The sequence below is a fragment of the Hirschia baltica ATCC 49814 genome (genome assembly GCF_000023785.1).
Classification (GTDB): Bacteria; Pseudomonadota; Alphaproteobacteria; order Caulobacterales; family Hyphomonadaceae; genus Hirschia; species Hirschia baltica.
The window spans coordinates 44948-58614 of the sequence record NC_012982.1; the positions used below are offsets into that span (position 1 = coordinate 44948).

Genomic DNA, 13667 nt, shown 5'->3' on the forward strand with positions numbered 1-13667 from the left:
ATAATAAAGCCAAAATGACTGGGTGGTTGAGTAGTAGAGGGGTGTTAAATGGTTGGATTGGATAGAATACGGCCATTGTCGGGTGGCAAAAAACGTCTCGCGTCTAAATCAATGACGGGGATTGTTTTAGGGGTGGCGATAATTGTTGGCGGGTGTGACTATCTGCTTGAGCCAATAGAAGAGCCAGGTGCGCAACCCACACCCAAACCATCAGCACCTATTACACCCACGCCTTCGCCAACATCTGACCCTATTTCTCCTATCCCCACTTCAACTCCATTGCCGGAAGAAACAGGTGCAGTTGGATCTGATGAAAATACGGATGATCTGACTGATTCTGATCTAGTAGATCAAGAGGAAGAGGTTGTCGAAGAGCCAGTGTCCAATGATGATACTTCGGAAACTTCGCCTGAAACAGAACCCACTGCAACTCCGACACCGACACCAGAAAAGCCTTTGCCTACACCAAGCGCAACGCCTTCGCCTGATCCAGTCATTGAACCGGTTTTTGAATACCGTCCTCCAGGCGATTTAGAGCCAAATAGTGGGTCGGGGGCAGAAGAATTGACCGTTTATGTGCCTGATATGGTCTTCCCGATAAAAACTGCGCCAGCGCACCCTCAGTCGCAAGTTTATAGATATGGTGGCGGCATCGGGGGTGGTGACCAATGTGATGAACGCAATTTTGAAATTGCGTGGCGTGACAATTTTTGTGAAAATAGAACACGGACGACAACGTCTCCGTATTGCCCATCTCAAGGCGTGCATGTTGGACAGGATATTCGTGTGGGTACACCAGAAGGCTGTATGGCAGAACGCCGATTATTGCCCGAAGAACGCAAACGATATGAAGTTGTTGCCGCTGAAGATGGCTACATTTCCAATATCGGTAGCTACACTGTGAATGTGCGGGCTGGCGGACGAATTTACCGCTATATGCACATGAACATGCGGGCATTGCAGGTTACATTGGGGCAGCAAGTGAAAGCCGGTGATGTTATCGGATATGTGTCCAATGATTTTGGTGGAACGCCGACGACACTGCATTTGCATTTTGAAATAAAGATAAACACAGCTGAATATGGTTGGACGTGGGCACCGCCTTATACATCACTGGTCAAAGCCTATGAGCGCCGCGAGAATGCACCGGGCGAAATGGTTTTGGAAAATTAGGTATGATATTAGAAATTGACGATGATCGAAAATCTGCTCTGCAAGATAAATTAGCTATTATGTTCCGTGATGAGTTTGATGAAAACCTATCGGATTTTCGGGCATCTCAGATGCTAGATCTTGTTTTAAAAGCCGTTGGTCCCACAGTCTATAATCAGGCTGTTCAGGATGTACGCGCTTATTTTCAAACACGATTAGATGATTTGGATGGGGATGTATATTTGGATGAGCAAAGCTAAAACGCGTCATATGCTTCTTTCTAAGAGAAATTACGCGAAGTAATGTTGCAGCTTGTCATTTGACTGATAAACCCATTCCGAACACTTGAATTTTAGACACATTGTTAGATCTGAATATCTATCATTGTCGGCAACATGATAACACAGAAGGGCAACCACATGGCCAAATTGGTATTGATCCGTCACGGACAAAGCGAATGGAATTTGCAAAACCGTTTCACAGGTTGGTGGGATGTAAACCTAACAGATAAAGGTGTTGCTGAAGCCAAAAAATCTGGTCAAATGCTTGCAGCTTCAGGTGTGGCTTTTGATCAAGCATTCGTGTCTGTTCAAAAACGTGCCATTCGTACGCTGTGGATCGCTCTTGAAGAAATGGAACGCACTTGGCTTCCGGTCACCAAAGACTGGCACCTGAATGAACGCCATTACGGTGGTTTAACCGGTTTGGACAAAGCTGAAACAGCTGCAAAGCACGGTAAAGATCAGGTTCAAATTTGGCGTCGTTCATATGATGTGCCGCCACCTCCTATGGAAAAGGGTGCGGAATTCGATCCGGCAAATGATGTACGGTATGCAGGCTTAGATGTGCCGATGACGGAAAGTTTGAAACTCACACTTGAGCGCGTTATGCCATATTTTAACGCTGAAATTGCACCGCTTCTTAAAGCAGACAAAAATATTCTAATTGCTGCGCATGGAAATTCTTTGCGTGCCATTGTGAAGGATTTGTTTGATGTAGCAGATGATGTGATCACTGGAGTGGAAATTCCGACTGGTAACCCACTTATGATCGATTTGGATGCTGACCTAAAAGTTAAATCCGCTGCATATATGGATGCTGATCGTGCAACGGAAATTCCTTCTTTCTAAAAGCTGAATCTGATTAAAATATTGAGCGGGATACTGAAGAGTATTCCGCTTTTTTGTGTCTGATATTTACTGAAACAATAGTTATAGTGGTTTACATGAGTGGCGGTCCTGCGCTCAACTATGCCAGCGAAACCTGATTGGTTTTATAGAAGAGGGTAGCCTTGGCTTGAGTATTTTACCTGAAATCGAAATGGATAAAATCTATATGCGGCGCGCGATTGCACTGGCGCGTGCGCAATTGGGGCGGACTGCACCTAATCCAGCTGTTGCGTGTGTTCTTGTATCAGGTGAAACAATTATTGGGGAGGCTGCAACAGGTGATGGTGGCCGACCTCATGCAGAAGAAATTGCTCTGGAAAGCTTACGAGGACAAGAACTTTCCAGAGCGACGGCTTATGTAACACTTGAGCCGTGTCACTCTCGCAGCAATGGAGGTGCGGGGTGCTCAGACAGGCTTGTTGTTTCAGGGGTAAAGCGCGTTGTCATCGCACAGATAGATCCACACCCCACTGCTAAAGATGGCATAGCAAAACTAAAAGCGGCTGGTCTTGATGTTGAAGTGGGGTTGCTTGAAGATGAAGCAGCTGAATTAACGCGTGGCTTTTTCCATTTGCTGGAAACAGGCCGCCCTTTGCTCGAGATCAGCGATAATCCTGAAAGTTATGATGCTGAGGTTCAACTTGAAGAAGCTGAAACACCGAGTGAGGCGATGGAGCGGCTTGGAAAATCGGGTATGACACGGGTTTATTTACGGTCAGATAGTTTGTTGATTAAGCCTTTTGAAAAAGCAGGCCTTTTGAAATCGGGCATTTAACCGGCTAGGAATTTTCCATGATTAACACGTTGCCAGTTTAAGTCTGAATTGTGTTGCATGATAAAGCTTGTGAATTCATCTGCTAATGTAATGACATCAGATTTTAGTTTGCCTCTATATCGGCTTCCAAATGAATGCAGGCTGTTTATAGATTTGCGGGGTAACTCTCGGCTCATTGATACACGTGCACCAATAGGTGAAGAGAAAGTACGTTCTGGCCAGTCTTGTTTTAATCCGGCTAAAGCCGTTTGGTGACTGCGTGATGTCGGCATAAAGCGTGTGCACACAACAAATTGACGTTCATCAAAAGAGGCACTACCTGACTTGGCCAACCATGGTGTTTGATCTGTGTGGGTCATCCAAGTTGAAAACTGTCTTAGTCCCCAAATGGAAAGCGTTTCAGCGAGTGTGGGGGTCACATAAAAATCTGCCATTTTAAGTGCAGCCCGACATAAAGTAGATACGTGGGGCGGGCAGTCTATGATGATGATATCAGCTTGATTGCGTTCAAAAGTCGTTGCTTTTTCAAGTCGTTCTATGAGGGCATCACCAATATCAAACCAGTCTTTTCCGGGGCTTCTTTCCAGATAAGGTTCGAGGAAACGCATAGATGGGTCAGCTGCGAGGAGGGATATCCAGCCTTGTTCTTTATTGCGGTTCTTTTTTCGAACGAGTTCGTCAATAACAGTGGCATTCCATTGTTCGACGACGATGCGTAAATCATCTATATTTTTCTGAGCATCTGGAACGAAAGTATCAAGAATAGCGGCGACACCGCGCTCTTGGTTGCGTTCGCGGGTGACACCTTCGCTGGTTAGCAATAATTCTGTAAGATTTGCCTGCGCGTCAAAATCATAAACAAGCACATTCAGGCCATACTGATAGGCGAGGCCTTCAGCAAGCATAAGTGTCGTTGTTGATTTTCCAACACCACCCTTAAGGTTCGCAACTGCAATTACAGGTGTTTTGGAAGCCATTCTTACCCTCAAAAACCGGAGACAACCGGTAATTTAATCTACAATATTCCCAGCCCCAATGACACGATAATCAGAGCTTAGCTTGTATTGCAAATGAATGTCGAAACTAATTTCAAATAATCTGCACTGGTCGTTCATTCCCCAACCAGTGCAGCATAATAAAATCGAGTGACGTATTTATGAGTAAGCTTTTATAAATTAACCACGAAGTTCAGCTTTTGTCGCTTTAGCTACAGCGGCAACAATGCTTTTTGAAATCTTTTCGATATCTGCATCTTTGAGCTGAGTCTCGCGAGGTTGTAATGTGACTTCGATCGCGACAGATTTTTTACCTTCAGGCATGCCCTCACCATCATACACATCAAAAATACGGCAGGCAGTCACAAGTTTCTTGTCTGCATTGGATGCCGCTTTTGATATTTCTCCGGCGGGAGTGCTTGCATCAGCAAGGAATGCAAAATCACGGCGGATCGGGGTGAGATCGGCTTTTTCAAGACGTGGTTTTGTTTTACCGCCTTTTGATTTTACTTGTGGGATTGCTTCAAGATAAATCTCAAAGCCAAACATTGGGCCTTCTACATCTAGTTTTTTCAAAACAGCAGGATGTAGTTGACCAAATGTCCCGATGACATTTTTAGGACCTAGGCGCAGACTTGCAGAGCGCCCAGGGTGCCAATGCCCGCCGACTGGTTCACCTATTTGGAAACGTTCACCTGGTTGATCTATTGATGCAAGAACAGCAAACAAATCTGCTTTTGCTGCAAATGCATCATAAGGCGCGTTTGCACCTGACCAATGACGAGCTGGGCGTGGTTTTACAAGTGATGTTACAGCCGTACGCTGATCTTTGGGGCCATCCCCAAGATAAACGGGTCCAACTTCAAACAGACGAACTTCTTCAGCCCCGTGATCGACATTGCGCTGGATTGCTTGGGCAAGGTTAGCCAAAGCAGAAGGGCGCATATAATTTAGATCATTGGCGATTGGATTATCGACAACGAGCGCATCATTATCGCCGCCACCAAATGATTTGGCTGTTTCGCGATCCATGAAAGACCAACTTACACCCTCAAGGAAACCACGAGAGGCAAGAACGCGGCGTGATGTGCGAACGCGGTTTTGTAGTGGTGTGACGACTTGTTTGGCGGCACCCGCTTCGCGTGGAAGACTGTCAGTCGGGAGGGCGTTAAAGCCTTCAATACGAATGAGTTCTTCGACGATATCGGCTGATTGGAAAACATCGCGGCGAAAACTTGGCACACTGATTTTCCATAAAGAGTCTTCAAGTTTGGCTTTTTTGTCGACGCCAAAGCCAAGTGTCGCAAGAATTTCTTTCATGCGATCAGCGCTCATGTCGACACCGGTTAGGCGTTTCATATCGACTGGCTTGAAATCAACCGCCTCTTGAGGGGCAGGCTCTGCACCGCCTACAACAATGTCTGAAGCTTCGCCGCCACATGCGTCAAGAATGAGCTGTGTGGCTAAATCCAGACCTTCACGGCAAGAATTTGGGTCGATACCGCGTTCATTACGGTAGCGTGCATCTGACACAATACCAGTTGAGCGTCCTGCACGTGCTGTGCGTAATGGATCAAAGATCGCAGCTTCCAAGAAGATATTGACTGTTTCCTCTGAAGAGGCGGTACCCAATCCACCCATTATGCCGCCAATACCGATTGGGCCGCTATCATCTGCGATGATGCACATATCTTCGTTTAATTCATATGTATTGTCATCGAGGGCTTCAAGTTTCTCACCCGTTTTTGCAAGACGGGCAACAATATTGCCAGATAGCTTGTCTGCATCATAAGCGTGGAGGGGACGACAACGGTCAAATGAGACATAATTGGTGACGTCAACGAGCATGTTTTTGGGGTTGATACCAATAGCTTTGAGACGTGCTTGCATCCAGTCGGGTGATGGGCCGTTTTTAACGCCTTTGATCAAGCGCCCCATAAAGACAGGACAAGCCTCTGTGTCGTCAGATGTCGCCTTGATTGGGCAAGGGAAGCTGCCTTTGATTTCTGGTACTTCTGGAATTTTAACTTTGCCTAGACCTGCAGCTGCAAGGTCACGTGCGATACCAGTAACGCCGAGCCAGTCTGGACGGTTTGGCGTCACTTCAAAATCAATAACAGCATCATTTAGGCCAAGAACTTCAGCGATAGGTGTGCCGACTGGGAAATCACCTTCGATTTCCATAATCCCATCGCTTTCCGTACCAACTTCAATTTCTGTGGCTGAACACATCATGCCGGAACTTTCAACGCCGCGAAGTTTGCGGGGCTTTTTATCCAGAGCGAAATCAAGACCGGGAATATAAGCGCCTAAAGGGGCGTAGACGGCAGTGATTCCTGTGCGGGCATTGGGTGCACCACAGACGATTTGCTTAGTGCCGTCTTTTGTTTCAACGGTACAAACGCGTAATTTATCAGCGTCTGGGTGCTGCTCAGCTTTACTAACCTTTGCCGTAGTGAAAGCGGCAAGCTTCTCGGCTGGGTTTTCAACTTCTTCAACTTCCAGACCGGCAAGGATCATGGCATCTATAATGCCACTGAGATCAGCGTCTGTTTCAAGATAGTCTTTAAGCCAAGAGACTGAGAATTTCATCGGTTTCGTCTTTTCTAGGTAGAGGGTATTTAAGGGCGTTTAAATATCGGATTTAAAACAGCCCGTCTTTATATGTTGTGCAGGCGTCAATGCGTTGAGGATGAACACGTTGGCCTGATTTTGAAGTCCAGCAGCGATCAAGTGTGGAGCAATAACATATCTCCATCGTCCAATCACCTGTGCTGGCATAGGCACCAGTGACCGTTGATTGAGGAATAACCAATGACCGCCAAGATAGGGTGAGCGCTTCTTTAGCCACACCTGGCGCAATCACACGGCCAGTTAATTGTTTAAATTCAATGTCTGCACCAGCGGGAATGAGGGATGTGAGCTCTTCATAGCCTGTCAGAGCGGTGTCGCCCTTATACAGTCTGGCCGAACGAATGAAGGCTGGGCCAACACCAGCATTTTCAACATTCCAACCAAGTTGTAGTCCATGTCCATTGTCGTGATGATTAAATGGATCAATCTGAATCGCAGGAAAAACAGATGCATGCTGTTCGACGTGCATGGTCTTTGCCTGATCCCAAGCAATGTAGACAGCCGCAGCAGATGTCACCAACGCACCAACGGCGATGACAACTTCCATTGCTGAGAATGATTCTTTACTCATGATCTACACGCCCCCTTGGCAATGTTGAATACGGTGAGAAACGCGATTTAGCTCAAACCGCCTGTTAGTGTTGGCAATAACCAAGGCTTGAATCCATAGTTTGAAATCCAGTCTGCATCTGCTTCAAAATAAGGACGTAGATCAGGCATGCCGTATTTAAGCATGGCGAGGCGGTCGATGCCCATTCCGAAGGCAAAGCCTTGATATTCATCAGGATCTAGGCCGCAATTACGCAAAACATTGGGGTGAACCATGCCGGAGCCAAGAATTTCTAACCAGCTATCACCCTGTCCGACTTTGATACTGTCACCAGAGCGATCACAGCGTACGTCCATCTCAGCGGATGGTTCTGTGAACGGGAAGAAGTGTGGGCGAAAGCGCGTTTCGGCGTTGTCTACTTCAAAGAAGGCTTCCAAGAAGTCAGTCAAACACTGCTTCAAGTGACCCATATGTGTTGTTTTGTCGATTACGAGACCTTCCACTTGGTGGAACATAGGTGTGTGTGTTGCGTCCCAGTCTTTGCGGTAAACGCGGCCTGGAATAATCACACGAATAGGTGGTTTTTGGCTCATCATTGTACGAATTTGTACTGGTGATGTGTGTGTTCTGAGGACTTTGCGTTGTCCTTCTGCGTCTGGAGTCATGAAGAATGTGTCATGATCTTCGCGCGCAGGGTGTCCTTCGGGGAAGTTTAGTGCTGTGAAATTGTGGAAGTCATCTTCAATGTCTGGACCTTCGGCAACCGCAAATCCCATATCACCAAAAATGGCTGCGACTTCTTCAAAAACCTGCATAACAGGATGAAGTGCACCGACTGGTTCAGGACGTGGCGGCAAGGATAAGTCTTGGGTTTCGGCAGCAAGTTGAGCATTTAGCGCTTCTGTTTCCAAAACTTCCTTGCGGGCTGTGATTGTGTCTGCGAGGCGGGTTTTTAGGCCGTTTAATTTGGGACCGGCTTCTTGACGCTCTTCAGGACTCATCTTGCCAAGTTCGCGCATCATGAGAGAGACGCGACCTTTTTTGCCAAGCTCAGCAACGCGCAATTCTTCTAGCGCGGCTTCATTGGTGGTGGCATTGATGGCTGCTGAAATTTCAGTTTCAAGAGCGTCGAGATTGTCGAGCGTGGCCGTCATCGGCGAAGAACCTCATAGTCCGAATTTAGATAGGGGAAATATCCCTAAAAACATATTGTCGAGTGGATTAGCGGATTGTGGAAGGGATGTGAAGTCAGGCTAGAATTTATTACGCGTTAAGTGAGTTGAGATCGGCTTATTTGCCTCGATAAACCTTTACGCCAACTAAACCTGCAAAGACGAACATAGCGACTAAAACCGTGCCTGTGATCAACACCTTCAGGTTTGGAGTAGAAGAAAAGCTATAGCCGTCAAGTATCAGTTTGTTCATCAGGCGTTCGGGAGAAAATGTAAAAAATCCCGTGAGAACAATGCTTCCTAGATAGGTCCCAGCCATATATTTTCGATGCGTGTTAAAGCGTTTGGTGCGGGCAGACCAAATTGCGATATATGCGGCTATCAAGACCCATACTGAAAGTGCATGGATAGGACTAAAATCACCAATCCCTCCTATAGTGTGGATAAAGAAACTTGAAACGGATGCAATCACCATTAAGCATAACCAAATGCGTCCCAATAATTTGTGGACGGGCGTGCCTTTTTTTGAAATCAGAATGTAGGTTCCAAGGAAGGTAGAAGGCAGGATCGCTGCGATATGAATTTTAATCGGTAAGGACGCGGCAGCTAGTTGTTCCAACATTGAAAAATAATCCCCTCAAACCATCAAGGCACGGTACTTGGAATTGTATGAAAGAAAAGAACAAATTGGCAGATAAATCCAAAAACAAGCCAAAAGAAACCGACCTGTATCAACCTGTAAAGTCCTTCCTAGAAGGGCAGGGATATGAGGTGAAAGCTGAGATTGGAGCCGTGGATGCTGTGGCGGTGCGCGGGGATGAGCCACCGGTTCTGATTGAGTTGAAGCTAAGTTTTACTTTAGCGCTTTTACATCAAGGCGTGGCGCGCCAAGCCATCTCTGATGATGTGTATCTTGTGATACCGCGCGGAAGCGGCAAGGCATTTCAGACTGCGATGAAGGGGCATTTGTCTTTATGTCGCCGTTTGGGTTTGGGATTAATCACAGTGCGTCTAAAAGATGAACTCGTTGAGGTGCATTGCGATCCTGCGCCGTATCAGCCGCGAAAATCTAAGGTGAGACAAAGAAGACTATTGAAAGAGTTTGCGCGTCGCGTGGGTGATCCTAACCAAGGCGGGCAAACGCGGGTGGGGCTGATTACAGCCTATCGCCAAGATGCAATGCTGTGTGCGAAATTTTTGGAAGCTGAAGGCCCAAGCAAAGGCGCAATCGTCGCCAAAGCAACGGGCGTTGATCGCGCCACACGCTTAATGGCAGATGATCATTATGGATGGTTTGAACGTGTAGAGAAGGGGATATATGCGATCACGCCTAAGGGTATTGAGGGGGTGAAGGGGCATGACCGTTAGTGTTCTTTTTGTGTTGATATTAACTCTTGTCGGACTAAGTCGGCAAGAATAATGTCTCCATACGCTTCAGCTTGCTTCGCAAACCCGTTGGATAGATATTGGTCAAGATTGCTTCCCTGCTGCGGGATTCCGGTTAGTGTGCAACCATATTCGTGTTTTTGTTGCCAACTCCCTGAGCGGCGCTTTAGCTTACTATTCAAGCGTTTAGGATAAAGAAATTCCAAGTATTCAAATGCTTTTATTAGATGTCTATTCGAGTGTTTCTTCAATTTGGCCTTAAAAGCTATTTCCGCGAGTGTCATATGAACTAGATACGTTCGGAAATCTTCGCCTTTTGCGTAGGAACCATAGTATTCAATGTATCCGAATAGTTTTACGGGTATCATGTAGTCGTTTTCTATAGCATCTAAATAGGCGGTTTCTAGTTGGTAAAAAGCAATGTTCTTCTGCTCAATGCTTGTCATATCGTTTGTTTGAGCAATGAACTCTTTTGGAGAAATTGCATAAGAAGAATAGATTAAAGGCCTTTTCTCAATATGGCATGGTCCTATGTCAGCGAATACTGGGGCCGAGATTAAAGCTATAATCAGACCAGAAAGAAGAGCCCCAATTTTTGTCATTTCAATCCCCAAATAAAAAACGCGCCGCCCGTTAGGGTAGCGCGTTCTTTGAATTCTTCAATGTACGTCGCTAATTAAGCGATAGCAGCCATTGCTTTGTCGAAGACTGCTTTGAATGCTGCAGGCTCTTTGATGGCTAGGTCAGACAGAACTTTACGGTCAATCTGGATACCAGCTTTTGTGATACCATTGATGAAAGTTGAGTAGTTTGTGTTTGGGTCGATTTCACGAACAGCAGCGTTGATACGCTGGATCCAAAGCGAACGGAAAGCGCGCTTTTTAACTTTACGACCAACATAAGCGTATTGGCCTGCCTTCATAACGGCAGATTGAGCTGTACGGAAAGTGTTTTTACGGCGACCGTAATAACCTTTTGCAGCTTTGATTACTTTTTTGTGACGAGCATGTGCTGGGACTTTACCGCGTGCGCGAGCCATGAGCTTCTCCTAAAATTCGGTGTTTATCTAAATTGATGCAAAAGGGCTTAAAGGCCGTATGGAAGGAATGCCTTCACTTTACGTGCTTCATTGTCTGCCATAACAGTTGTTCCGCGTTGTTGACGGATTTGTTTAGGCGTACGTTTGATCATGCCGTGGCGTTTGTTTGCTTGGCCTGATTTTACTTTACCAGTTGCTGTCAATTTAAAGCGCTTTTTTACACCGCTTTTAGTTTTCAATTTTGGCATTTTCATCTCCTAAAGGTCGTTGCCAATCTGGTAATTGGCGGGACTTGATGTTCAGACTAACAAGGCATGCCTATTGGCCCAGCTAGTACACGAAAGGCGGACTTATACGCGGCTGACAAAAAGAATCAATAGAGATTCGTATGTTCATCTCAAATATGGGTCCATATAAAAAGGCGACCTTGAAAAAAGCCGCCTTTAGAATTCTTGATTTTGACTATTCAGCTTAGATTGTTGGGCAAGCCGAGTTAATCGCTGAACGCAAGAAGAAACCAAATTTCCATAGGTTTTCCATGTCAGATAGGCGCTGCCAGTCTGCATCGTCTGATGGTTTGATCCATACATCTACAGGTGTAGGGATTTTGTTTGCAGCACACACATTTGCTTGCTTGTCATCAGCAATTTTAAAGCTAGCACCTAGCTGCATGTTGATGGCGACTTCGTCTGCACCATCCATTTTAGACAAGCCAACAAAATCAGCACGTGTTTGGTTGGCTTCTATGCTTAGCTCGGGTTGTACAGCTAGCATGTATGCGTTTTCTTCAGATACGTTTGCAGGCAATTTAACTGCTTTTTGGTCAGCAAGAGCATAGTCAATCACGATTGGTGTTGAGTTTGCTTTGCGAGATCCGAAGTCTGCGCTGAAGCGAATTGACCAATCTGCAGATGGACGAACGCCATCTGGAGCAATGATCAATACACGGCCAGTTTCAAAATTGAACTCAGACAAGAAGTCTTGAACGTCGTTTGCTTGGGCTGTCTGGCTGGACATGCCAATTGTTGCAATGCTGGCTGCGAACAAAGATACTGCAATTGTTTTTATGTTTTTCAACATATTAGAAAATCCCCGGGGTCTTTTTTATATTTCGAGAGCTGCATAAATTAATGGCTAGCTCTGCGAAAATGGGTTGTTACATATTTGCATAGCAGCTTTGCAAGAACTGATCCAGCATTATTTTTATTTACGGTATTATATTAACCTTTCATTAACCATATGTCCCGAATCGAGACGGGTTAACCTAAAAAAGCTTTGTGTACTGAGGGTTTTGAGAATGCTAATTGCCGGGACAGAAATGGGGCGGAGCCATTTCAAAGCCTGAAAATTCAAATCCGGGACTAACTGTACAGCCGACAAGTGAGTATGAACCTGTCGACTTGGCACACTGCCAGTGTCCTTTTGGCACAATGATTTGAGGCATTTGTCCGCTGAGAATGTCTGGCCCCAGAACATGCTGGGAAGCAGGGGTTTCATCATCAGGGGAAATTTCAAGTGTGAGCGGTGCGCCATCATACCAATGCCAGATTTCAGCGGCATCCACTTTGTGCCAGTGGCTATACTGACCTGCTTCAAGTAAATAAAAGATTGCAGTTCCAGATGCTCTTTCCGCGTTCGGTGACGATTCTCGCCAAGTCTCTTTATACCAACCACCTTCAGGGTGGGGCTGCATCTCTAATGACTTAATAAGCTGTTGGGCTTTGGTTTGAGGCGACTTGTTCAATTTAGCCGCAATAGATGTCTGTTATCGTTGCGACTTCATCAATTTTGATGTTTATCCGATCAGGACGAAAATCTTTGGTGACCATCGTATCTACACCGATAATGCGGATGTTTTGATCAGCTAGCATCTGAACAGCGGCGATGCTTTTCCCGATAAGCATATTAAGCGGCGCGGCACCACATGTGTCTTTATTCGCTTGATCTTCAGGTGTGGGATCTATTTGCGCAGGTATTTCATCTGGTGTGGATGACACCGGCTCTGGATTTGTTGTTTCACCAGAATCTGACGGGAGTGTTGTCGCGCATGCGCTGATCAAAAGGGCAAACATGCCACCGCTGAGGGTTTTCATTAATGTACGCATTCGATTTTCCCCATTTTGAAAGAAATGCATGATTAAACTATGCGGTGGCATAAAATTTCTAGCTGATTATCAATGCTAGCGTGGTGAAAGAACCATCGTCATTTGACGGCCTTCAAGTTTTGGCTCTGTTTCAACTTTAGAAATCTCGGCAAAGTCTTCTTTAACGCGTTGAAGCAATTCCATACCCAATTGTTGGTGAGCCATTTCACGTCCACGGAAACGCAATGTGACTTTCACCTTATCGCCATCATCGAAAAAGCGCGTCATGGCTTTCTTCTTAACTTCATAATCATGCGTGTCGATGTTGGGGCGCATTTTGATTTCTTTGAGGTCCGCAGCTTTCTGCTTTTTCTTTGCAGCAGCGCGTTTCTTTTGTTCTTCAAAGCGTAGTTTTCCGTAATCGAGGATTTTTACCACGGTTGGTTGTGATCCACCGGAAACTTCTACGAGGTCCAAGCCAGCTTCCCGGGCCGCATCTAACGCAGAACTAAGAGGCATCTCACCTTGTTTTTCGCCGGCTTCATCAATGAGAAGGACGCGAGGTGCAGTGATGTCTTGGTTGACGTTGGGGCCGGTTTTCTTTGCAGGCGCTGCTGCTTGTGGGCGACGTGCTATGGCTAATCTCCTGTTGTTGCCAATATTTGTGTAATATCCATTGGCCTATTCTTGGCTCTTATTCAAGATAGGAAA

The 13667-nt window shown here is 45.9% G+C and carries 17 protein-coding genes; 5 read left to right on the top strand and 12 right to left on the bottom strand.

Features of this window, described 5'->3' with window-relative positions; all coding sequences use genetic code 11:
- Positions 1-48: 48 nt before the first annotated feature.
- The 4 genes from HBAL_RS00230 to HBAL_RS00245 all read left to right on the top strand — a co-directional run bounded on the left by HBAL_RS00230 (position 49) and on the right by HBAL_RS00245 (position 3096).
- The gene (locus HBAL_RS00230) at positions 49-1173 is read left to right on the top strand and encodes a M23 family metallopeptidase (RefSeq protein WP_012777905.1); all 1125 of its coding nucleotides are present in this window, start codon (positions 49-51) and stop codon (positions 1171-1173) included.
- Between the two features lie 2 nt (positions 1174-1175).
- Positions 1176-1412: a DUF2164 domain-containing protein gene (locus HBAL_RS00235; protein WP_012777906.1), complete on the top strand. Its 237-nt coding sequence runs from the start codon at positions 1176-1178 to the stop codon at positions 1410-1412.
- Positions 1413-1571: 159 nt separating this feature from the next.
- Positions 1572-2282 (top strand): 2,3-diphosphoglycerate-dependent phosphoglycerate mutase, encoded by a 711-nt coding sequence (gene gpmA, locus HBAL_RS00240; protein WP_012777907.1) that lies wholly within the window; start codon positions 1572-1574, stop codon positions 2280-2282.
- 166 nt (positions 2283-2448) lie between these two features.
- The gene (locus HBAL_RS00245) at positions 2449-3096 is read left to right on the top strand and encodes a bifunctional diaminohydroxyphosphoribosylaminopyrimidine deaminase/5-amino-6-(5-phosphoribosylamino)uracil reductase RibD (RefSeq protein ID WP_012777908.1); all 648 of its coding nucleotides are present in this window, start codon (positions 2449-2451) and stop codon (positions 3094-3096) included.
- On the opposite strand, the gene HBAL_RS00250 is transcribed toward HBAL_RS00245, so the two are convergent.
- From HBAL_RS00250 to HBAL_RS00270, 5 genes are all read right to left on the bottom strand, one after another.
- Positions 3093-4073, bottom strand: a complete 981-nt coding sequence (locus HBAL_RS00250) for a ParA family protein (protein WP_012777909.1) — start codon at positions 4071-4073, stop codon at positions 3093-3095. The genes HBAL_RS00245 and HBAL_RS00250 overlap by 4 nt on opposite strands.
- Before the next feature lie 198 nt (positions 4074-4271).
- Positions 4272-6683 (bottom strand): phenylalanine--tRNA ligase subunit beta, encoded by a 2412-nt coding sequence (gene pheT / locus HBAL_RS00255; RefSeq protein WP_012777910.1) that lies wholly within the window; start codon positions 6681-6683, stop codon positions 4272-4274.
- Between the two features lie 52 nt (positions 6684-6735).
- Positions 6736-7296 carry a hypothetical protein gene (locus tag HBAL_RS00260; RefSeq protein ID WP_012777911.1) on the bottom strand — a complete coding sequence of 187 codons (561 nt, stop codon included), beginning with the start codon at positions 7294-7296 and terminating at the stop codon, positions 6736-6738.
- Between the two features lie 47 nt (positions 7297-7343).
- A complete protein-coding gene (gene pheS, locus HBAL_RS00265; RefSeq protein WP_012777912.1) occupies positions 7344-8429 on the bottom strand; it encodes a phenylalanine--tRNA ligase subunit alpha in 1086 nt (361 codons plus the stop codon).
- Positions 8430-8565: 136 nt separating this feature from the next.
- The gene (locus tag HBAL_RS00270; RefSeq protein WP_012777913.1) at positions 8566-9069 is read right to left on the bottom strand and encodes a DUF2306 domain-containing protein; all 504 of its coding nucleotides are present in this window, start codon (positions 9067-9069) and stop codon (positions 8566-8568) included.
- Positions 9070-9116: 47 nt separating this feature from the next.
- Between HBAL_RS00270 and HBAL_RS00275 the strand changes: the two genes are divergently transcribed.
- Positions 9117-9815, top strand: coding sequence for a DUF2161 domain-containing phosphodiesterase (locus HBAL_RS00275; RefSeq protein ID WP_012777914.1), 699 nt, complete (start codon positions 9117-9119; stop codon positions 9813-9815).
- Here the strand turns inward: HBAL_RS00275 and HBAL_RS00280 are convergent.
- From HBAL_RS00280 to infC, 7 genes are all read right to left on the bottom strand, one after another.
- Positions 9812-10435 (bottom strand): hypothetical protein, encoded by a 624-nt coding sequence (locus HBAL_RS00280; protein WP_012777915.1) that lies wholly within the window; start codon positions 10433-10435, stop codon positions 9812-9814. The genes HBAL_RS00275 and HBAL_RS00280 overlap by 4 nt on opposite strands.
- A 74-nt stretch (positions 10436-10509) precedes the next feature.
- Positions 10510-10872 carry a 50S ribosomal protein L20 gene (rplT, locus tag HBAL_RS00285; protein WP_012777916.1) on the bottom strand — a complete coding sequence of 121 codons (363 nt, stop codon included), beginning with the start codon at positions 10870-10872 and terminating at the stop codon, positions 10510-10512.
- Between the two features lie 47 nt (positions 10873-10919).
- Positions 10920-11120 carry a 50S ribosomal protein L35 gene (gene rpmI, locus HBAL_RS00290; RefSeq protein ID WP_012777917.1) on the bottom strand — a complete coding sequence of 67 codons (201 nt, stop codon included), beginning with the start codon at positions 11118-11120 and terminating at the stop codon, positions 10920-10922.
- 223 nt (positions 11121-11343) lie between these two features.
- On the bottom strand, positions 11344-11952 hold the full coding sequence (locus HBAL_RS00295; protein ID WP_012777918.1) for a hypothetical protein: 609 nt from the start codon (positions 11950-11952) through the stop codon (positions 11344-11346).
- Between the two features lie 220 nt (positions 11953-12172).
- Entirely contained in the window at positions 12173-12616 is a 444-nt protein-coding gene (locus HBAL_RS00300; protein WP_012777919.1) for a cupin domain-containing protein, read from the bottom strand.
- 1 nt (position 12617) lies between these two features.
- Entirely contained in the window at positions 12618-12977 is a 360-nt protein-coding gene (locus tag HBAL_RS16215; protein ID WP_012777920.1) for an I78 family peptidase inhibitor, read from the bottom strand.
- A 75-nt stretch (positions 12978-13052) separates the two neighbouring features.
- Positions 13053-13592, bottom strand: coding sequence for a translation initiation factor IF-3 (gene infC / locus HBAL_RS00310; protein ID WP_012777921.1), 540 nt, complete (start codon positions 13590-13592; stop codon positions 13053-13055).
- Positions 13593-13667 lie beyond the last annotated feature (75 nt).